Annotated in this window: 20 protein-coding genes; all 20 read left to right on the top strand. The window is 61.8% G+C overall.

From position 1 onward, the window contains the following. Positions 1-181 precede the first annotated feature (181 nt). Complete coding sequence (gene fliE / locus HNO86_RS10015; RefSeq protein WP_175376842.1) at positions 182-511, top strand: flagellar hook-basal body complex protein FliE; 330 nt, start codon at positions 182-184, stop codon at positions 509-511. A gap of 15 nt (positions 512-526) precedes the next feature. Next, positions 527-2,314, top strand: a complete 1,788-nt coding sequence (gene fliF / locus HNO86_RS10020; protein WP_175376843.1) for a flagellar basal-body MS-ring/collar protein FliF — start codon at positions 527-529, stop codon at positions 2,312-2,314. After that, positions 2,307-3,326, top strand: a complete 1,020-nt coding sequence (gene fliG, locus HNO86_RS10025) for a flagellar motor switch protein FliG (protein WP_095195723.1) — start codon at positions 2,307-2,309, stop codon at positions 3,324-3,326. The genes fliF and fliG overlap by 8 nt, the downstream gene beginning before the upstream one ends. Positions 3,327-3,330: 4 nt before the next feature. Beyond that, positions 3,331-4,125, top strand: coding sequence for a flagellar assembly protein FliH (gene fliH / locus HNO86_RS10030; RefSeq protein WP_175376844.1), 795 nt, complete (start codon positions 3,331-3,333; stop codon positions 4,123-4,125). Next, positions 4,115-5,473, top strand: a complete 1,359-nt coding sequence (gene fliI, locus HNO86_RS10035; RefSeq protein ID WP_175376845.1) for a flagellar protein export ATPase FliI — start codon at positions 4,115-4,117, stop codon at positions 5,471-5,473. Before fliH ends, fliI begins: the two co-directional genes overlap by 11 nt. A gap of 6 nt (positions 5,474-5,479) precedes the next feature. After that, a complete protein-coding gene (gene fliJ, locus HNO86_RS10040; RefSeq protein ID WP_175376846.1) occupies positions 5,480-5,929 on the top strand; it encodes a flagellar export protein FliJ in 450 nt (149 codons plus the stop codon). Positions 5,930-6,022: 93 nt separating this feature from the next. Then, complete coding sequence (locus tag HNO86_RS10045) at positions 6,023-6,322, top strand: STAS domain-containing protein (RefSeq protein ID WP_175376847.1); 300 nt, start codon at positions 6,023-6,025, stop codon at positions 6,320-6,322. 5 nt (positions 6,323-6,327) lie between these two features. After that, entirely contained in the window at positions 6,328-8,034 is a 1,707-nt protein-coding gene (locus HNO86_RS10050; RefSeq protein WP_175376848.1) for a SpoIIE family protein phosphatase, read from the top strand. A 31-nt stretch (positions 8,035-8,065) separates the two neighbouring features. After that, positions 8,066-8,434, top strand: a complete 369-nt coding sequence (locus tag HNO86_RS10055) for an Hpt domain-containing protein (protein WP_175376849.1) — start codon at positions 8,066-8,068, stop codon at positions 8,432-8,434. An 84-nt stretch (positions 8,435-8,518) separates the two neighbouring features. After that, entirely contained in the window at positions 8,519-9,874 is a 1,356-nt protein-coding gene (locus HNO86_RS10060; protein WP_175376850.1) for a flagellar hook-length control protein FliK, read from the top strand. A gap of 231 nt (positions 9,875-10,105) precedes the next feature. Further along, positions 10,106-10,606, top strand: a complete 501-nt coding sequence (fliL, locus tag HNO86_RS10065; protein WP_175376851.1) for a flagellar basal body-associated protein FliL — start codon at positions 10,106-10,108, stop codon at positions 10,604-10,606. 9 nt (positions 10,607-10,615) lie between these two features. Continuing rightward, entirely contained in the window at positions 10,616-11,584 is a 969-nt protein-coding gene (fliM, locus tag HNO86_RS10070) for a flagellar motor switch protein FliM (protein WP_110964387.1), read from the top strand. Positions 11,585-11,651: 67 nt separating this feature from the next. Further along, on the top strand, positions 11,652-12,104 hold the full coding sequence (gene fliN / locus HNO86_RS10075) for a flagellar motor switch protein FliN (protein ID WP_175376852.1): 453 nt from the start codon (positions 11,652-11,654) through the stop codon (positions 12,102-12,104). Then, positions 12,105-12,551 carry a flagellar biosynthetic protein FliO gene (fliO, locus tag HNO86_RS10080; RefSeq protein ID WP_175376853.1) on the top strand — a complete coding sequence of 149 codons (447 nt, stop codon included), beginning with the start codon at positions 12,105-12,107 and terminating at the stop codon, positions 12,549-12,551. Continuing rightward, entirely contained in the window at positions 12,551-13,309 is a 759-nt protein-coding gene (gene fliP, locus HNO86_RS10085; protein WP_175376854.1) for a flagellar type III secretion system pore protein FliP, read from the top strand. The genes fliO and fliP overlap by 1 nt, the downstream gene beginning before the upstream one ends. Continuing rightward, a complete protein-coding gene (fliQ, locus tag HNO86_RS10090) occupies positions 13,306-13,575 on the top strand; it encodes a flagellar biosynthesis protein FliQ (RefSeq protein WP_175376855.1) in 270 nt (89 codons plus the stop codon). The genes fliP and fliQ overlap by 4 nt, the downstream gene beginning before the upstream one ends. A 12-nt stretch (positions 13,576-13,587) precedes the next feature. Continuing rightward, the gene (gene fliR / locus HNO86_RS10095; protein ID WP_175376914.1) at positions 13,588-14,364 is read left to right on the top strand and encodes a flagellar biosynthetic protein FliR; all 777 of its coding nucleotides are present in this window, start codon (positions 13,588-13,590) and stop codon (positions 14,362-14,364) included. A 3-nt stretch (positions 14,365-14,367) separates the two neighbouring features. Further along, the gene (flhB, locus tag HNO86_RS10100; protein WP_175376856.1) at positions 14,368-15,504 is read left to right on the top strand and encodes a flagellar biosynthesis protein FlhB; all 1,137 of its coding nucleotides are present in this window, start codon (positions 14,368-14,370) and stop codon (positions 15,502-15,504) included. A 225-nt stretch (positions 15,505-15,729) separates the two neighbouring features. Further along, positions 15,730-17,859 carry a flagellar biosynthesis protein FlhA gene (gene flhA, locus HNO86_RS10105; RefSeq protein ID WP_175376857.1) on the top strand — a complete coding sequence of 710 codons (2,130 nt, stop codon included), beginning with the start codon at positions 15,730-15,732 and terminating at the stop codon, positions 17,857-17,859. An 11-nt stretch (positions 17,860-17,870) separates the two neighbouring features. Then, positions 17,871-19,196 (top strand): flagellar biosynthesis protein FlhF, encoded by a 1,326-nt coding sequence (gene flhF, locus HNO86_RS10110; RefSeq protein WP_175376858.1) that lies wholly within the window; start codon positions 17,871-17,873, stop codon positions 19,194-19,196. Positions 19,197-19,302: the final 106 nt, after the last annotated feature.

Genomic DNA, 19,302 nt, shown 5'->3' on the forward strand with positions numbered 1-19,302 from the left:
CGATGAACCCGAAGGCACCGCGGGGCGTCAGGTTGTCAGCGTCATCGTTGACGACCATCGCGAGCAAGTTCGCTCCTACAGATAATTCGCCGAGGCCACTGAGCTGGCACCCTTGTTGCTAACACCCTGGTACCCGCCGAGTGAGCGTCAAAAAATTGCGGGCCGTCAATGAGAGTAGATCATGAGCCAAGGTATTGAATTTAATCGGTTGATGCTGGATATGCGCGCCATGCAAATGGATGCCATGTCTGCGCCGAAATCGACTGCCGCCGTCCCTGAACTGGCCGGCAGCAGCTTTTCCGACATGCTCGGTCAGGCCGTCAATAAAGTGAACGATACCCAGCAGGCGTCGAGCCAGTTGGCCAGTGCTTTCGAGATCGGCAAGAGCGGCGTCGATCTGACTGACGTGATGATTTCCTCGCAGAAGGCCAGCGTGTCTTTCCAGGCATTGACCCAGGTGCGTAACAAGCTGGTTCAGGCCTACCAAGACATCATGCAGATGCCGGTTTAAGGACGAGATTGAGTCATGGCAGAAGCAGTCGCCGATAACGTTCCGGCCAAGACCGCGCCGACAGAGGGCAAGCCGCCGCTGTTCGGGTTGTCTTTCCTGGAAAACCTTTCCGAGATGACCATGCTGCGTCAGGTAGGCCTGTTGGTCGGCCTGGCCGCGAGCGTGGCGATTGGTTTTGCCGTGGTGTTGTGGTCCCAGCAGCCGGACTACCGTCCGCTGTACGGCAGTCTTGCCGGCATGGACACCAAGCAGGTCATGGACACCCTGGCCGCCGCCGATATTCCGTACAACGTCGAACCCAACTCCGGTGTCTTGCTGGTCAAGGCCGACGATCTGTCCCGTGCCCGCCTGAAACTGGCGGCCGCTGGTGTCACTCCCAGCGACGGCAACGTGGGCTTTGAGATCCTCGACAAGGAGCAGGGCCTGGGCACCAGTCAGTTCATGGAAGCGACCCGTTATCGTCGCGGCCTGGAAGGTGAACTGGCGCGCACCATCTCCTCCCTGAACAACGTCAAGGGTGCCCGTGTGCACCTGGCGATTCCGAAGAGTTCGGTGTTCGTGCGCGATGAGCGCAAGCCGAGCGCGTCGGTGCTGGTCGAACTGTATCCGGGTCGCTCGCTGGAGCCGGGTCAGGTCGTGGCCATCATCAATCTGGTGGCGACCAGCGTTCCCGAGCTGAGCAAATCGCAGATCACCGTGGTCGACCAGAAGGGCAACCTGCTCTCCGACCAGGCGGAAAATTCCGAACTGACCATGGCCGGCAAGCAATTCGACTACAGCCGCCGCATGGAAAGCATGCTCACCCAGCGTGTGCACAACATCCTCGAACCAGTACTGGGCAACGACCGCTACAAGGCTGAAGTCTCGGCCGATGTGGATTTCAGCGCCGTCGAATCGACCTCCGAGCAGTTCAACCCGGATCAGCCGGCACTGCGCTCCGAGCAGTCGGTCAACGAACAACGTACCGCCAGCAATGGCCCGCAAGGTGTACCGGGTGCCCTGAGCAACCAGCCGCCGTCGGCCGCTTCCGCACCGCAAACCACCGGCGGCGCTGCTGCGCCAGCGGGCATGGTGCAGCCAGGTCAGCCACTGGTCGATGCCAACGGTCAGCAGATCATGGACCCGGCCACCGGCCAGCCGATGCTGGCGCCTTATCCTGCGGACAAGCGTCAACAATCGACCAAGAACTTCGAACTCGACCGTTCCATCAGCCACACCAAGCAGCAGCAGGGTCGTCTGAGCCGCCTGTCGGTGTCGGTGGTGGTGGACGATCAGGTCAAGGTCAACCCGGCCAACGGCGAAACCACCCGTGCGCCGTGGAGCGCCGACGAATTGGCGCGCTTCACCCGTCTGGTTCAGGACGCGGTGGGCTTCGACGCCAGCCGTGGCGACAGCGTCAGCGTGATCAACATGCCGTTCTCCGCCGATCGCGGTGAAGTGATTGCCGACATTCCGTTCTACTCCCAGCCGTGGTTCTGGGACATCGTCAAGCAAGTGCTGGGTGTCCTGTTCATTCTGGTGCTGGTGTTCGGTGTGCTGCGTCCGGTGCTCAACAACATCACCGGTGGCGGCAAGGGCAAGGAATTGGCCGGTATCGGCAGCGACGTCGAGCTGGGTGGCATGGGCGGTCTGGACGGCGAACTGGCCAACGATCGCGTCAGCCTCGGTGGCCCGACCAGCATCCTCTTGCCGAGTCCGAGCGAGGGCTATGATGCCCAACTGAACGCAATCAAGAGTCTGGTAGCAGAAGACCCGGGTCGTGTGGCCCAGGTCGTGAAAGAGTGGATTAACGCAGATGAGTGATAACCGAGCCGTTGCCGCCAAGCTGACCAAGGTCGACAAAGCCGCGATTCTGCTGCTGTCCCTTGGTTCTACCGACGCCGCCCAGGTGCTGCGCCACATGGGGCCCAAAGAGGTCCAGCGTGTGGGCGTAGCCATGGCCCAGATGGGTAATGTGCACCGCGAACAGGTCGAGCAGGTGATGAGCGAGTTCGTCGACATCGTCGGCGACCAGACCAGCCTGGGCGTCGGTTCCGACGACTACGTGCGCAAGATGCTCACCCAGGCCCTGGGTGAGGACAAGGCCAACGGCCTGATCGATCGCATCCTGCTGGGCGGCAACACCAGCGGCCTGGACAGCCTGAAGTGGATGGAGCCGCGCGCCGTCGCCGACGTGATCCGTTACGAGCACCCGCAGATCCAGGCGATCGTGGTGGCGTACCTCGATCCGGATCAGGCCGGTGAAGTGCTGGGCAACTTCGACCACAAGGTGCGTCTGGACATCATCCTGCGGGTTTCCTCGCTGAACACCGTGCAGCCGGCGGCCCTGAAGGAACTCAACCAGATTCTCGAGAAGCAGTTCTCCGGCAACTCCAATGCCTCGCGCACCACCCTGGGCGGTATCAAGCGCGCGGCGGACATCATGAACTTCCTCGACAGCTCCATCGAAGGCCAGCTCATGGACTCGATCCGCGAAGTCGACGAAGACCTGTCCGGTCAGATCGAAGACCTCATGTTCGTGTTCAACAACCTGGCCGATGTCGACGACCGCGGTATCCAGGCGCTGCTTCGCGAAGTGTCCTCCGACGTGCTGGTGCTGGCCCTCAAGGGTTCGGACGAAAACGTCAAGGAGAAGATCTTCAAGAACATGTCCAAGCGTGCGGCCGAACTGCTGCGCGACGACCTGGAAGCCAAGGGCCCGGTTCGCGTCAGCGACGTGGAAACCGCGCAGAAGGAAATCCTCACCATCGCCCGTCGTATGGCCGAAGCCGGAGAAATCGTGCTCGGCGGCAAAGGCGGCGAGGAAATGATCTAACACCATGGCCAAGCATGACGATTTACCCACTGACCTGATCCGGGCCGGGGAAGTCAGTGGGTTCGATACCTGGGCGCTGCCCAGCTTCGATCCGCCTGCGCCGGAACCTGAGCCGGAACCCGAGCCCGAACCGGAGCCGCCGGAAATCGAGGAAGTGCCGCTGGAAGAAGTTCAGCCACTGACCCTCGAGGAACTTGAAAGCATTCGTCAGGAGGCCTACAACGAAGGCTTCGCGGTCGGCGAGCGTGAAGGTTTCCACAGCACCTCGCTCAAGGTTCGCCAGGAAGCGGAAGCTGCGCTGGCACCCAAACTCGCGGGGCTGGAGCAACTGATGACGCACCTGTTCGAGCCCATCGCCGAACAGGACACCCTGATCGAAAAATCCCTGGTCGACCTGGTTCAGCACATCACCCGCCAGGTGATCCAGCGCGAACTGGCCATCGATTCGACCCAGATCGAACACGTCATGCGCGAAGCCCTCAAGCTGCTGCCGCTGGGCGTGAACAACGTGCGCCTGTACATCAATCCCCAGGATTTCGCCCAGGTCAAAGCCCTGCGCGAGCGCCATGAAGAAACCTGGCGCATCGTCGAGGACGAGTCGCTGCTGCCCGGCGGCTGCCGGGTCGAGACCGAGCACAGCCGTATCGATGCCACCGTCGAGACCCGTGTAGCGCGGGTGATGGACAAATTGTTCGATCAGCTCCACGAACAAGCCCTGCATCCGGCTGCGGCCGACGTGACCCTGGACCTGCCGATCGACAGCCAGCCTGCGGCTGCGGACATTCCCGATGCGCCTTGAACGCACCAGTTTCGCCAAGCGCCTGGGCAGCTATGCCGAGGCCACGCAACTGGAAGGCGCGCCGATCCTCGAAGGCCGCCTGTTGCGCATGGTCGGCCTGACCCTCGAAGCCGAAGGCCTGCGCGCTGCCATGGGCAGTCGCTGCATGGTGATCAACGACGACAGCTATCACCCGGTGCAGGTCGAAGCCGAAGTCATGGGCTTCTCCGGCAGTAAAGTCTTTCTGATGCCAGTGGGCAGCGTCGCCGGCATCGCCCCTGGGGCCCGCGTGGTGCCGCTGATGGAAAGCGGGCGCCTGCCGATGGGCATGAGCATGCTCGGACGCGTGCTCGATGGCGCCGGTCGCGCGCTGGACGGCAAGGGCGGCATGAAGGCCGAAGACTGGGTGCCGATGGACGGCCCGACCATCAACCCGCTCAAGCGTGAGCCGATCAGCGAGCCGCTGGATGTGGGCATCCGCTCCATCAACGGCATGTTGACGGTCGGTCGCGGTCAGCGGCTCGGCTTGTTCGCCGGTACCGGCGTGGGTAAATCCGTCTTGCTGGGCATGATGACCCGCTTCACCGAGGCCGACATCATTGTCGTCGGGCTGATCGGTGAGCGGGGTCGTGAGGTTAAAGAGTTCATCGAGCACATCCTCGGTGAAGAAGGGCTCAAGCGCTCCGTCGTCGTGGCGTCACCGGCGGACGATGCGCCACTGATGCGTCTGCGCGCGGCCATGTATTGCACCCGCATCGCCGAATATTTCCGCGACAAGGGCAAGAACGTCCTGCTGCTGATGGATTCCCTGACCCGTTTCGCCCAGGCCCAGCGGGAAATCGCCCTGGCCATCGGCGAGCCGCCGGCGACCAAGGGCTATCCGCCTTCGGTGTTCGCCAAGCTGCCGAAGCTGGTGGAGCGGGCGGGTAACGCCGAGAAGGGCGGCGGTTCGATCACCGCGTTCTATACCGTTCTGTCCGAAGGCGACGACCAGCAGGACCCGATTGCCGACTCCGCGCGGGGCGTGCTCGACGGGCATATCGTGCTGTCCCGGCGCCTGGCCGAGGAAGGGCATTACCCGGCCATCGATATCGAGGCGTCCATCAGCCGGGTCATGCCGGCGGTGGTATCGCCGGAACACATGACGCGAGCGCAGTACTTCAAACAGCTGTGGTCGCGCTATCAACAGAGCCGCGATCTGATCAGCGTCGGTGCCTACGTGGCCGGCGGCGATCGCGAGACCGACCTGGCGATTTCCCTTCAGCCGCAGCTGGTCAAATACCTGCGCCAGGGTCTCAACGACAGCATCAGCCTGGGCGAAAGCGAAGCCTATCTCGCCTCGATCTTCGCGCCTGCGGCGGGCGGCTAACCGGTCATGGCCCAGAGTCGCGCAGGGCGCCTGGCCCCCGTGGTGGAAATGGCCGAGAAGGCCGAGAAAACCGCGGTCCAGCGACTGGGGCATTTCCAGGGGCAGGTGCGGCTGGCCGAGAGCAAGCTGGCGGACCTCGAAGCCTTTCGTCTCGATTATCAGGAACAGTGGATCGTGCGCGGCAGCAGCGGCGTGTCGGGCCAGTGGCTGCTGGGTTACCAGGGCTTTCTGGCGCAACTCGGCACCGCTATCGATCAGCAGCGCCAGAGCCTCGCCTGGCACCAGAACAACCTGAACAAGGCGCGCGATACTTGGCAACAGGCCTTCGCCCGGGTCGAGGGTTTGCGCAAACTGGTTCAACGTTACATGGACGAGGCGCGGGCGATCGAGGACAAGCGCGAGCAGAAGCTGCTCGATGAGTTGTCCCAGCGGTTGCCGCGTCACGAGCAGTTTTGATGGTTGATTCGAAAAGATCGCAGCCTTGCCCCAACCTTTACCAAATGCTACACCTTGTACAAGAAGGTTCACCAATGACAAGGAAGCCATGAAATGTCAGTCATTACCGAAGTTTCCCCCGATGGTCAAAAACTGACGATCTCGGTCAAGGGGCGATTCGATTTCGCCAAACATCAGGAATTTCGCGAATCCTACGAGGACAAGGATCTCGGCGCCGTCGTGATCGACCTGAAGGAAGCCACCTACCTGGACAGCTCCGCACTGGGCATGTTGCTGCTGTTGCGTGATCACGCCGGCGGCGACGATTCGGATATTCGCGTCGTCAACAGCAGCTCCGACGTGCGAAAAATTCTCGCGATCTCCAACTTCGACAAGCTGTTCGACATCAGTTGAGCGCCGTGCAGGCTGTACTCGAGTCGCTGACGATCCTGATCGCCGAGGACAGCGCGGCCGATCGCATGCTGCTGTCGAGTATCGTCCGTCGCCAGGGCCACCAGGTGCTGACGGCGGGCAACGGTGCCGAAGCGGTCGAAGCCTTTCGCCAGCAGCGTCCGCAACTGGTGCTGATGGACGCGATGATGCCGGTAATGGACGGCTTCGAAGCGGCGCGGCAGATCAAGGAGCTGGCCGGGGAAACCCTGGTGCCGATCATCTTCCTGACCTCGTTGTCGGAAAGCGAAGCTCTGGCTCGCTGTCTGGAGGTCGGCGGCGACGATTTTCTGGCGAAACCCTATAACCAGGTGATCCTCGCCGCCAAGATCAAGGCGATGGACCGCCTGCGACGACTGCAGGCCACCGTGCTGGAGCAGCGCGACCAGATCGCCCGGCATCACGAGTATCTGCTCAACGAGCAGCGGGTGGCCAAGGCGGTGTTCGACAAAGTCGCTCACTCCGGCTGCCTGAACGCCCCCAACATCCGCTACCTGCAATCGCCCTACGCGCTGTTCAACGGCGATTTGCTGCTGGCCGCGTTCACGCCCGCCGGCGACATGCATGTGCTGCTCGGCGATTTCACCGGCCACGGCTTGCCGGCGGCGGTCGGCGCGATGCCGCTGGCAGAGGTGTTCTACGGCATGACCGCCAAGGGCTACGGCCTGGCGGAAACCCTGCGCGAGATGAACGCCAAGCTCAAGCGCATCCTGCCGGTGGACATGTTCTGTTGCGCAACGCTGCTGTGTCTGAGTTTTCAGCGTCAGTCGGTGGAGGTCTGGAACGGCGGCATGCCCGATGGTTACCTGCACAGCATGGGCACCGGAGAACGCAAGCCGCTGAAGGCCCGGCATCTGCCGCTGGGTGTGCTGAGCCCGCAGACCTTCGATGACCGCACCGAAGTGTTTCCAATGGCCCTCGGTGATCGGGTGTTCCTGTTGTCCGACGGGGTGATCGACACCTGCGACGTCAACGATCAGCTGTTTGGCGTTGAGCGCTTGCAGCAGGTGTTTGCCGCCAATCGGGAACCTGATGCGTTGTTCGAGGACATCGAACGGGCGCTGCGGGATTTTCGCGGCGAAGCCCGGGACGACGTCAGCATGGTCGAGATCAGCCTGCTGGACCCGACCCTGCTCAGCCCGCCGGCGCCGATCTATTCCGACAGCGGCCAGTCCTGCCCGCTGGACTGGTCGGTGAGTTTCGAATTCCGCGCCGCCACGCTCAAGCGCTTCAATCCGCTGCCGTATCTGCTGCAACTGCTGCTTGAAGTGCATGGCCTGCGGGCGCAGAGCGGGGCGCTCTACAGTGTTCTGGCCGAGTTGTATTCCAATGCCCTGGAGCATGGCGTGCTGGGGCTCGATTCGAGCCTCAAGCGCGATGTCGCCGGTTTCGCCCGTTATTATCAGGAGCGCAATGCCCGCCTGGAAGCGTTGCAGGATGGCTACGTGCGGGTGCATCTGCAGGTCTCGCCACAGGGCGAGGGTGGCTGTCTGGTGATACGCGTCGAGGATAGCGGCAAGGGTTTTGATGTCGAACGTGTGATGCAGCGACCGGTCGATCCTGTCCGTTTGTCGGGACGCGGCGTCAGTCTGATCCGTCAGTTGGGGCGTAACGCCGGTTGGTCCGACGATGGTCGAAGTGCCCGCGTGGAGTTTTTCTGGGAGGGTCTGGCATAATTCCGCGCATTCTTGATCAAGGAGTGAGCAAGTGGCTGATACACATCTTGACCCGGACGTGCTGAGCGCGTTGCGGGACGTCATGGAGGATGAGTTCTCGACATTGATCGACACCTTCCTCACCGACTCCGAACAGCGGTTGCGGCAATTGGCCGTGGCTGTCGACGCCACGCAATTGCTGGAAACGGCCCATAGCTTCAAGGGCAGCAGCAGCAACATGGGCGCTATTCGCCTGGCCGAGCTGTGCCATGACCTGGAGCACAGGGCAAAAGAGCGCAATCTGTCCGGCGTTGAATCGCTGATCGCGGAAATCTCCCGCGAATTCGCGTTTATCCGGCCTCTCTATGAAGAGGAGCGACAGCGTTCGCACTCTGCCATCGCGACCGTTCGGCCGTATTGATCCCGATCAAGGCAAAACTGGCGCGACCCTTGCAGTCTAATCTCCCAACTGTACCTACGATCCCAGTGCAGCGGAGACCGTTTAATGCCCGTTACCCCCAATATGCTTCTTCAGGCCGCCGCGCAGGCCAAGGCTCAGGCCACCAACGCCAATTCCGTGGCGCAGGCCGCCGAGCCCGGGGACAAGGCTGCAAGCTTCGCTCAGGTCTACGCCAAACAGGCGCAAAACAAGCCAGCTCCAGCGGCGGATAACCCGGTCAAACCGGCCCGCGACAAGGTCGCCGACAACGCCGGCAAGAAGGATGTCGTCGACGACAAGCCTGCCGCCGACGAACCGGTGGTTGCCGATAGCGGCAAAACCTTGCCCGCCGACAAGCCGGCGCAAGCTGATGACAAAACCGACGATGATGCGGCGAATGCTGCCCAGGCACCGGTTGCCGATGCTGCACCGGTAGACCCGGCTGTAGATCCGGCCCTGTTGCAGGCAGCTCAGCCCACTGTCACGACGCCCGTTCCGGCAACGCCGCCGGTGGTCGATCCGCAACCGGCGCCGATTCAAGCGGCGGCTGTCCCGGCAGCTCCCGCGCAGGCCGTTGCCGAGACTGACACCGATTTCGACCCCGAAGCCGATCCCCTCGACGCATTGCCCGCTGTCCGTATGGCCATGGAGCAGAGCGGTCATGTGTCGGCGTCCAGTCAGGCACAACCCAAGTCGGCGGCGACGCCAGCCCAGGCGCAAGCCGATGGCGAGCAGACCGCGGCGCAGAACTTTGCCGCCGGCATGGCCAGCATGCTCGATGCCCAGGCCAGCAAGGACAGCACCAGCCAGGGCGGCGACAAGGCTTTCAGCGGCCTGATCGACGACGGTCTGAAGGACCTGAAGTCTGCCAGCAGCGATACCCGAGTCGATGACTTCGCCAATCGTCTGGCGGCGCTGACCCAGGCGGCCACGCCGAAGACCGCCAACGCCGTGCCGGTGAATCAGCCGATCGCCATGCACCAGAGCGGCTGGACCGAAGAGGTGGTGAATCGCGTCATGTACCTGTCCAGCGCCAATCTCAAGGCGGCGGACATTCAATTGCAGCCAGCGGAACTGGGTCGCCTGGACATTCGGGTGAACATGGTCCCGGACCAGCAGACCCAAGTGACTTTCATGAGCGCGCATCCTGGCGTTCGCGAAGCGCTGGACGGGCAAATGCATCGCCTGCGTGACATGTTCGCCCAGCAGGGCATGGGGCAGGTGGACGTCAATGTGTCCGACCAGTCCCGGGGTTCGCAGCAGGGGCAGGAGCAGCAGGCGCAACAGAGCCAATCCGGTCGAGCCAGCGCCAATGGTGGTCGCCTTGACTCAATGGATGACGAACTCACCCCGGCCATTGCCGAAGTCGCCGCGCCAGTGACCAGCGTGATCGGCACAAGCGCGGTCGATTATTACGCCTGATCAAACGCAAAACCCCTGTGGGAGCGGGCTTGCTCGCGGATGCGGTTTAACATTCGATATTGATGTCGACTGTCACAACGCATTCGCGAGCAAGCCCGCTTCCACATTTTGTTTGGCGGCGCTCTTCAAAAAGGCGACTGTCCACCCTCTCTCTCCCGATCGTTCTGGCATAACACTTGCTCTTCCCTATCCGTGCGACTGTGAAACCCCGAATAGTGACGGATTATTGGCATGGCGAAGAGCGACGCAGCAGTAAAAGACCCCGCAACCAAAGGCAAACTCAAGCTGATTATCCTGATCGTAGTGGCACTGCTGCTGGCGATCGGTTTGTCCGTGGGAGCGACCTGGTTCTTCATGCACAGCGCTCAGAGCAAGCCTGTCGAAGCGGCTGAAGTCGCCCCGACAGGCAAGCAGCCGGCGATTTTCGAGTCGATGGCGCCGGCGTTCGTCGCCAACTACAACCAGAACGGCCGTCAGCGCTACATGCAGGTGAGCATCACCATGCTCGGGCGCAATCAAGCCGACCTGGAAGCGCTCAAGGTCCACATGCCGGTGATCCGCAATAACCTGGTGATGCTGTTCTCCGGACAGGATTTCGCCACGCTCGCCTCGCCTGTCGGTCAGGAAATGCTGCGCCAGAAAGCCACGGCCAGCGTTCAGGAAGTGGCGCAGAAAGAACTCGGCAAAGTGGTTGTCGAACAGTTGCTCTTCACTAATTTCGTATTGCAGTAGGTACACGACATGGCCGTGCAGGACCTCCTGTCCCAGGATGAGATCGACGCGCTGTTGCATGGCGTGGACGACGGTCTGGTACAGACCGATACCGTTGCCGAACCCGGCAGCGTCAAAAGCTACGACCTGACCAGCCAGGATCGCATCGTCCGCGGACGCATGCCGACCCTGGAAATGATCAACGAGCGTTTCGCCCGCTACACGCGCATCAGCATGTTCAACATGCTGCGCCGTTCGGCGGACGTGGCGGTCGGTGGCGTGCAGGTGATGAAGTTCGGCGAATACGTGCACTCGCTGTACGTGCCGACCAGCCTCAACCTGGTCAAGATCAAGCCGCTGCGTGGCACCGCGCTGTTCATCCTCGACGCCAAGCTGGTGTTCAAACTGGTGGACAACTTCTTCGGCGGCGACGGCCGTCACGCGAAGATCGAAGGGCGTGAATTCACCCCGACCGAACTGCGTGTGGTGCGCATGGTGCTCGAACAGGCCTTCATCGACCTGAAGGAAGCCTGGCAGGCGATCATGGAAGTGAACTTCGAGTACATCAACTCGGAAGTGAACCCGGCCATGGCCAACATCGTCGGCCCGAGCGAGGCCATTGTGGTGTCGACCTTCCACATCGAACTCGATGGCGGTGGCGGCGACCTGCATGTGACCATGCCGTACTCGATGATCGAGCCGGTGCGCGAAATGCTCGACGCCGGCTTCCAGTCCGATCTCGACGATCAGGACGAACGCTGGGTCAATGCCCTGCGCCAGGACGTCATGGACGTCGACGTGCCGATCGGTGCGACCGTCGCCCGTCGCCAGCTGAAACTGCGCGACATCCTGCACATGCAGCCGGGGGACATCATCCCGGTGGAAATGCCTGAAGACATGATCATGCGCGCCAACGGCGTGCCGGCCTTCAAGGTCAAGATGGGTTCGCACAAAGGCAACCTGGCGTTGCAGGTGATCGAGCCGATCGAGCGTCGCTGAGGCGCATCACACCTTCGTATTTAACTGACGGCTTCCCCTTGAAAGGTGGCCTGCCGAGGACACATTGATGACTGACGATATGAACAACGACCAGGCGCTGGCTGACGAGTGGGCTGCAGCCCTGGAAGAGTCCGGTGATGGTGGTCAGGCCGACATCGACGCGCTGCTGGCGGCCGATGCGGGTATTTCCAGCTCCAACCGCGTGCCCATGGAAGAGTTCGGCAGCGCGCCGAAAAACAATGAGCCGGTGAGCATGGACGGTCCGAACCTGGACGTGATCCTCGACATTCCGGTGTCGATCTCCATGGAAGTGGGCAGCACCGACATCAACATCCGCAACCTGCTGCAACTCAACCAGGGTTCGGTGATCGAGCTGGATCGCCTGGCCGGTGAGCCGCTGGACGTGCTGGTCAACGGCACCCTCATCGCCCACGGCGAAGTGGTAGTGGTCAACGAGAAGTTCGGCATCCGCCTGACTGACGTGATCAGCCCAAGCGAACGTATCAAGAAGCTGCGCTGAGTGAAAAAGCTCCTGGGTGTTCTGGCGGCGCTGATGTTGCCGTTCTGTGCGCTGGCCGCCGAGCCGACCGCCGCGACCGCTGCCGCGCCTGTGGCCAGCAGCGGGGTTGCCGGGCAATTGACGCAACTGGTGCTCGGCTTGCTGCTGGTGGTGGGGTTGATTTTCTTCCTCGCCTGGCTGTTGCGCCGGGTTCAGCAGGCAGGTCCTGCGGGCAAGGGGCAGGTGATCGACATCGTCGGCACCCGAGCGCTCGGCCCGCGTGATCGTCTGGTGCTGGTGCAGGTGGGCAACGAGCAGATTCTGCTCGGCCTGAGCCCCGGCACCATCACCGCGCTGCACGTGCTCAAGGAGCCGGTGCAGGTGCCGGGCAACGCTGAAAAATCGACCCCCGAGTTTGCCCAGCGCCTGATGGAGCTGTTGGGCAAGGATCAGAAGGATAAGAAGTGATGGGTGCGCTACGCATCGTCTTGACGCTGGCCCTGATGCTGGCCGCGCCGCTGGCGTTTGCCGCCGATCCGTTGTCGATTCCGGCAATCACCCTGGGCACCAATGCCCAGGGCGCCCAGGAATATTCGGTCAGCCTGCAAATCCTGCTGATCATGACCGCGCTGAGTTTCATTCCGGCGTTCGTCATGCTGATGACCAGCTTCACCCGGATCATCATCGTCTTCTCGATCCTGCGTCAGGCCCTGGGCCTGCAGCAGACGCCGTCGAACCAGATCCTCACCGGCATGGCGCTGTTCCTGACCCTGTTCATCATGGCCCCGGTGTTCGACCGGGTGAACCAGGACGCCCTGCAACCGTACCTGGCGGAAAAGATGACCGCCCAGGACGCGATCGCCAAGGCCCAGGTGCCGATCAAGGACTTCATGCTCGCCCAGACTCGCACCAGCGATCTGGAGCTGTTCATGCGCCTGTCCAAGCGCACCGACATCGCCTCGCCCGATCAGGCGCCGCTGACCATCCTGGTGCCGGCGTTCGTGACCTCTGAACTCAAAACCGCGTTCCAGATCGGCTTCATGATCTTCATTCCGTTCCTGATCATCGACCTGGTGGTGGCCAGTGTGCTGATGGCCATGGGTATGATGATGCTGTCGCCGCTGATCATTTCCCTGCCGTTCAAGATCATGCTGTTCGTGCTGGTGGACGGCTGGGCGCTGATCATCGGTACCCTGGCCAGCAGTTTCGGGGGTGTATCGCCATGACGCCTGAAGTCGCCGTCGACATATTCCGTGATGCCCTGTGGCTGACCACGCTGATGGTCGCGGTGCTGGTGATCCCGAGCCTGCTGGTGGGCCTGGTGGTGGCGATGTTCCAGGCCGCCACCCAGATCAACGAGCAGACCCTGAGCTTCCTGCCGCGTCTGCTGGTGATGCTGGTGACCCTGATCGTCGCCGGCCCGTGGCTGGTGCAGACCTTCATGGAATACATCCTGCAGCTCTATCACAGCATTCCGCAGGTCATCGGCTAAGCCATGTCTTCCTTGCTGCAACTGACGGATACCCAGATCAGTACCTGGGTGGCGGCTTTCATGTTGCCGCTGTTCCGCATCGGCGCCTTGCTGATGGTCATGCCGGTGTTCGGCACTTCGCTGGTGCCCAAGCGCATTCGTCTCTACTTCGCCCTGGCCATCACCGTGGTCCTCGCGCCGAACCTGCCGCCCATGCCGCCGGTCAATGCGCTTGATCTGAGCGGCTGGCTGCTGATCGGCGAACAGATCCTGATCGGCGCGCTCCTTGGTTTCTCCCTGCAATTGTTCTTTCAGGCGTTCGTGATCGCCGGGCAGATCCTCGCGATCCAGATGGGCATGGGCTTCGCCTCGATGGTCGACCCGACCAACGGGGTGTCGGTGGCGGTGATCGGGCAGTTCTTCACCATGCTGGTGACCCTGATGTTCCTGGCGATGAACGGCCACCTGGTGGTGTTCGAAGTGCTCACCGAGAGCTTCACTACGCTGCCGGTGGGCAGCGGCCTGATGACCAATCATTACTGGGAGCTGGCCGGCAAGCTGGGCTGGGTGCTCGGCGCGGCGCTGGTGCTGGTGCTGCCGGCGATCACCGCGCTGCTGGTGGTCAACATCGCGTTTGGCGTGATGACCCGGGCGGCGCCGCAATTGAACATTTTCTCCATCGGTTTCCCGCTGACCCTGGTGCTGGGGATGTTCATCCTCTGGGTCGGGCTGGCGGACATTCTCAATCAGTATCAACCGCTGGCCACCGAGGCCCTGCAGTTTTTACGCGAACTGGCGAGAGCGAGCTGAGCCATGTCCGAGAGTGATAACGAAGACAAAACGGAAGACCCCACGGAGAAAAAGAAAAAGGACGCCCGTGAGAAGGGCGAGATCGCCCGTTCCAAGGAGCTCAACACCCTGGCGATCATGCTCGCCGGTGCCAGCGCATTGCTGATTTTCGGAGGCATGCTGGCCCAGGAAATGATGGAGCTGATGCGCCTGAATTTCTCCCTGTCCCGGGAAGTGGTGCTGGATCAGCGCTCCATGGGCATCTTTCTGCTGCATTCCGGGAAAATTGCCTTGCTGGCGATTCAGCCGGTGATGATAACCCTGATGCTGGCCGCGCTGATCGGCCCGATTGCCCTGGGTGGCTGGCTGTTCTCCGCCGGCACCATGGCGCCCAAGTTCAGCCGCATGAACCCCGGCGCAGGTCTCAAGCGCATGTTCTCCACCAAGTCCGTGGCCGAGCTGCTGAAGGCTTTGGCGAAGTTCTTCATCGTTCTGTTCGTGGCTCTGATCGTGCTGTCGTCAGACATTGACGACCTGCTGCGCATCGCCCACGAACCGCTGGACCGGGCGATCACCCACAGCCTGCAAGTGGTCGGCTGGAGCACGCTGTGGATGGCTTGCGGGCTGATCATCATCGCCGCCGTCGACGTACCGATCCAGCTGTGGGAAAGCATCAAGAAACTGAAGATGACCAAGCAGGAGGTGCGCGACGAGCACAAGGACCAGGAAGGGCGGCCGGAGGTCAAGCAACGGATTCGCCAGGTGCAGCGCGAAATCTCCCAGCGCCGGATGATGGCCGCGGTGCCCCAGGCCGACGTGGTCATCACCAACCCGACCCACTACGCCGTGGCGCTCAAATACGACGCGGACAAAGGCGGCGCACCGGTGCTGATTGCCAAGGGCAGCGACTTCCTGGCGCTGAAAATCCGTGAAATCGCCGCTGCCAACGAAGTCCTCCTGCTGGAATCGCCGGCACTGGCGCGGTCGATCTACTACTCCACCGAACTGGAACAGGAAATCCCCGGCGGTCTGTACCTGGCGGTGGCCCAGGTGCTGGCGTATGTCTATCAGATTCGCCAGTACAAGGCGGGCAAGGGCAAGCGGCCGGAGCCGCTCAAGGATGACTTGCCGATTCCGCCGGATTTGCGGCGCGATTCCTGATTTTTGAGTTGGTAATGCCGGACTCTTCGCGGACAAGCCTCGCTCCTGCAGGTAATCGCATTCCGTAGGAGCGAGGCTTGCCCGCGAAAAAACATTTGCGAACAACAAAAAATCCCCTGAAAGCCCCCAATTCCCGGTCCGTGCAAAAGTTGGAAAGCTTTTTGCACTAACCTCCGTGCGCTTGTTTCGGCGTCAAAAGTTTGCTTCACGTCACGGGGTATTTCGGTGGATCGGTCTCAATTAATCAGCAGTGCCCGCAGCAACATGGCAGAGCTCAGTCGCGGCAATCTGGGTGTGCCGCTGTTGTTGCTGGTCATGCTGGCGATGATGATGCTGCCGGTGCCGCCGTTCCTGCTGGACGTGTTCTTCACCTTCAACATCGCCCTGTCGATTGTCGTGCTGCTGGTCTGCGTGTACGCCCTGCGGCCGCTGGACTTCGCGGTGTTCCCGACCATTCTGCTGGTGGCAACCCTGTTGCGACTGGCGCTGAACGTGGCGTCCACCCGCGTGGTAATGCTCCACGGCCAGGACGGTCACGCCGCCGCCGGTAAGGTGATCCAGGCCTTCGGCGAGGTGGTGATCGGCGGTAACTACGTGGTCGGTATCGTGGTCTTCGCGATCCTGATGATCATCAACTTCGTCGTGGTGACCAAGGGTGCCGGGCGTATTTCCGAGGTGAGCGCGCGTTTCACCCTCGATGCGATGCCCGGCAAACAGATGGCGATCGACGCCGACCTCAACGCCGGTCTCATCGATCAGAACCAGGCCAAGGCCCGTCGTGCGGAAGTCGCCCAGGAAGCCGAGTTCTACGGTTCCATGGACGGTGCCAGCAAGTTCGTGCGCGGTGACGCCATCGCCGGCCTGCTGATTCTGTTCATCAACCTGATCGGCGGCATGGCGGTCGGTATCTTCCAGCACAACATGACCTTCGCCGATGCCGGCAAGGTTTACGCGCTGTTGACCATCGGTGACGGTTTGGTGGCGCAATTGCCATCACTGTTGTTATCTACAGCTGCCGCGATCATGGTGACCCGTGCTTCCGGTTCGGAAGACATGGGCAAGCAAATCAATCGGCAGATGTTCGCATCGCCCAAGGCCCTGGCCGTATCCGCTGGTCTGATGGCGGTGATGGGACTGGTGCCGGGCATGCCGCACCTCTCATTCCTCAGCATGGCGGCCCTGGCGGCCGGTGGCGCGTACCTGTTCTGGCGCAAGCAGAACATGGTCAAGGTCCAGGCGCTGGAAGAGGTCAAGCGTCAGCAGGAACTGCTGCCATCGCCGGCCCGCGCCCAGGAAACCAAGGAGCTGGGCTGGGACGACGTGACGCCGATCGACATGATCGGCCTGGAAGTGGGCTACCGCCTGATTCCGCTGGTGGACCGCAATCAGGGTGGTCAGTTGCTGGCGCGGATCAAGGGCGTGCGCAAGAAGCTGTCCCAGGACCTGGGCTTTTTGATGCCGACCGTGCACATCCGCGACAACCTCGACCTGGCGCCCAGTGCCTATCGCCTGACCCTGATGGGGGTGATTCTGGCCGAGGCGGAGATCTATCCGGATCGCGAGCTGGCGATCAACCCCGGTCAGGTCTACGGTACGCTCAATGGCATTACCGCCAAAGATCCGGCTTTCGGCCTGGAGGCGGTGTGGATCGAAGTCAGTCAGCGCGCACAAGCGCAATCGCTGGGCTACACGGTGGTGGATGCCAGTACGGTGGTCGCGACCCACTTGAACCAGATTCTGTACAAGCACTCCAGCGAGCTGATCGGCCATGAGGAAGTTCAGCAGTTGATGCAGTTGCTGGCGAAAAACTCGCCCAAGCTTGCCGAGGAACTGGTGCCGGGCGTGCTGTCGCTGTCGCAACTGCTCAAGGTGCTGCAGGCGCTGCTGGCCGAACAGGTGCCGGTGCGCGACATCCGCAGCATCGCCGAAGCCATCGCGAACAACGCTTCCAAGAGTCAAGATACCGCCGCGTTGGTGGCCGCCGTTCGCGTCGGCGTATCCCGCGCCATCGTGCAAAGCATTGTAGGGACTGACTCGGAGCTCCCAGTCATCACGCTGGAGCCAAGGTTGGAACAGATTTTGCTCAATAGTCTGCAGAAGGCAGGACAAGGCTCGGAAGAGGGCGTTCTGCTGGAGCCAAGCATGGCTGAGAAGCTGCAACGTTCGCTGATCGAAGCAGCACAGCGTCAGGAGATGCAAGGTCAACCGGTGATTCTGCTGGTGGCCGGTCCGGTTCGCGCGATGCTCTCGCGTTTTGGCCGGCTGGCAGTACCGGGCATCCATGTATTGGCCTACCAGGAAATTCCGGACAACAAGCAAGTGACCATCGTTGCGACAGTAGGGCCCAACGGCTGAGGTAGTGATTCATGCAAGTTAAGCGTTTTTTCGCCGCCGATATGCGTCAGGCCATGAAGCTGGTTCGTGATGAGCTGGGCGCTGAGGCCGCCATTATTGGCAACCGCCGGATCGCCGGCGGTGTCGAGCTGACGGCTGCCCTGGATTACAAGCTGTCGGCGCTGGCTCCACGGGTTCCGAACATGGAGCTCGAAGACGAGCTGCGCAAGACCCAGTCGCGGATCGTCACCGCCCAGGCCGAATTGAGCCTGCGCAGCGAAGGCGAGAGCGACAATGCGGTCAATCGCCAATTGTTCGCCGGCCTGCCGCTGACCGCTGCCGAGCCGCTGATCGAGCCAACCTACGCCGAGCCACGTCGCCCGGCGCCAGCGCCTGCCGCGGCGCCGGCAATCGACCAGCGCGCGTTCGACTCGATGCGTTCGGAACTCAACGGCCTGCGCGAGCTGCTGGAAGTGCAACTGGGTTCGCTGGCGTGGAACCAGCTGCAAGGCCGCCGTCCCGATCAGGCCAACCTGTGGCGCCGCCTGCAGCGTATCGGCCTGTCCGGTCCGCTGTCTCGCGACCTGCTGGCGATGATCACCGACATCGAAGAGCCCCGTCAGGCCTGGCGCATGTTGCTGGCGCATCTGGCGCGCATGATTGCCACACCGGAAATCGAGCCGCTGGAGGAGGGCGGGGTGATTGCCATGGTCGGCCCTGCCGGCATGGGCAAGACCACCACCCTGGCCAAGCTGGCTGCCCGCTACGTACTCAAATACGGCGCGCAGAACATCGCGCTGGTGAGCATGGACAGCTACCGTATTGGTGCGCAGGAGCAATTGAAGACCCTCGGTCGGATTCTCAACGTCTCGGTTACCCACGTCGATCCGGGTCAATCGCTGGTGCAGGCACTGGATCCACTGCTGCGCAAGCGCGTGGTGCTGATCGACACCGCAGGCCTTCAGGCCAGCGATCCAGCGCTGCGCATGCAGCTTGAAAGCCTGGCCGGACGCGGCATTCGGTCGAAAAATTATCTGGTTCTGGCAACCACCAGCCAGAAGCAGGTTCTAACGGCTGCCTACCACAGTTACAAGCGCTGCGGGCTGGCGGGCTGCATCCTGACTAAACTGGATGAAACCGCCAGTCTGGGCGAGGTGTTGAGCCTTGCCATCAGCCATGAACTGCCGGTGGCCTACCTGACCGATGGCCCGCGGATTCCGGATGATCTGCATCTGCCGCGCCGTCATCAACTGGTCAGTCGCGCCGTCAGCGTGCAAATGCAGGAAGAGCCCAGCGAAGAAGCCATGGCCGACATGTTCGCTGATATCTACCACAGCCCGACCAAGCAGGTAGGCTGAGGTAAAAATGAATAGTTTTTGTACCTACATCGATGGTCTGCCACGCATTGTTCCGGTTGTGAACGCGCAGCCAGTAATGTGGCCTCCGTCTATGCAAGACAAGGTA

The sequence above is a fragment of the Pseudomonas sp. C1C7 genome (assembly GCF_013359595.1).
GTDB lineage: Bacteria > Pseudomonadota > Gammaproteobacteria > Pseudomonadales > Pseudomonadaceae > Aquipseudomonas.

Excerpts from the sequence above, each read along its gene's own strand:
- fliM (WP_110964387.1), top strand. The coding sequence starts at position 10,616 with ATGGCCGTGCAGGACCTCCTGTCCCAGGATGAGATCGACGCGCTGTTG.
- fliP (WP_175376854.1), top strand. The coding sequence starts at position 12,551 with ATGGGTGCGCTACGCATCGTCTTGACGCTGGCCCTGATGCTGGCCGCG.
- fliL (WP_175376851.1), top strand. The coding sequence starts at position 10,106 with ATGGCGAAGAGCGACGCAGCAGTAAAAGACCCCGCAACCAAAGGCAAA.
- HNO86_RS10045 (WP_175376847.1), top strand. The coding sequence starts at position 6,023 with ATGTCAGTCATTACCGAAGTTTCCCCCGATGGTCAAAAACTGACGATC.
- fliJ (WP_175376846.1), top strand. The coding sequence starts at position 5,480 with ATGGCCCAGAGTCGCGCAGGGCGCCTGGCCCCCGTGGTGGAAATGGCC.
- fliQ (WP_175376855.1), top strand. The coding sequence starts at position 13,306 with ATGACGCCTGAAGTCGCCGTCGACATATTCCGTGATGCCCTGTGGCTG.
- fliI (WP_175376845.1), top strand. The coding sequence starts at position 4,115 with ATGCGCCTTGAACGCACCAGTTTCGCCAAGCGCCTGGGCAGCTATGCC.
- fliG (WP_095195723.1), top strand. The coding sequence starts at position 2,307 with ATGAGTGATAACCGAGCCGTTGCCGCCAAGCTGACCAAGGTCGACAAA.
- flhB (WP_175376856.1), top strand. The coding sequence starts at position 14,368 with ATGTCCGAGAGTGATAACGAAGACAAAACGGAAGACCCCACGGAGAAA.
- fliH (WP_175376844.1), top strand. The coding sequence starts at position 3,331 with ATGGCCAAGCATGACGATTTACCCACTGACCTGATCCGGGCCGGGGAA.
- HNO86_RS10060 (WP_175376850.1), top strand. The coding sequence starts at position 8,519 with ATGCCCGTTACCCCCAATATGCTTCTTCAGGCCGCCGCGCAGGCCAAG.
- fliN (WP_175376852.1), top strand. The coding sequence starts at position 11,652 with ATGACTGACGATATGAACAACGACCAGGCGCTGGCTGACGAGTGGGCT.
- flhF (WP_175376858.1), top strand. The coding sequence starts at position 17,871 with ATGCAAGTTAAGCGTTTTTTCGCCGCCGATATGCGTCAGGCCATGAAG.
- fliE (WP_175376842.1), top strand. The coding sequence starts at position 182 with ATGAGCCAAGGTATTGAATTTAATCGGTTGATGCTGGATATGCGCGCC.
- fliF (WP_175376843.1), top strand. The coding sequence starts at position 527 with ATGGCAGAAGCAGTCGCCGATAACGTTCCGGCCAAGACCGCGCCGACA.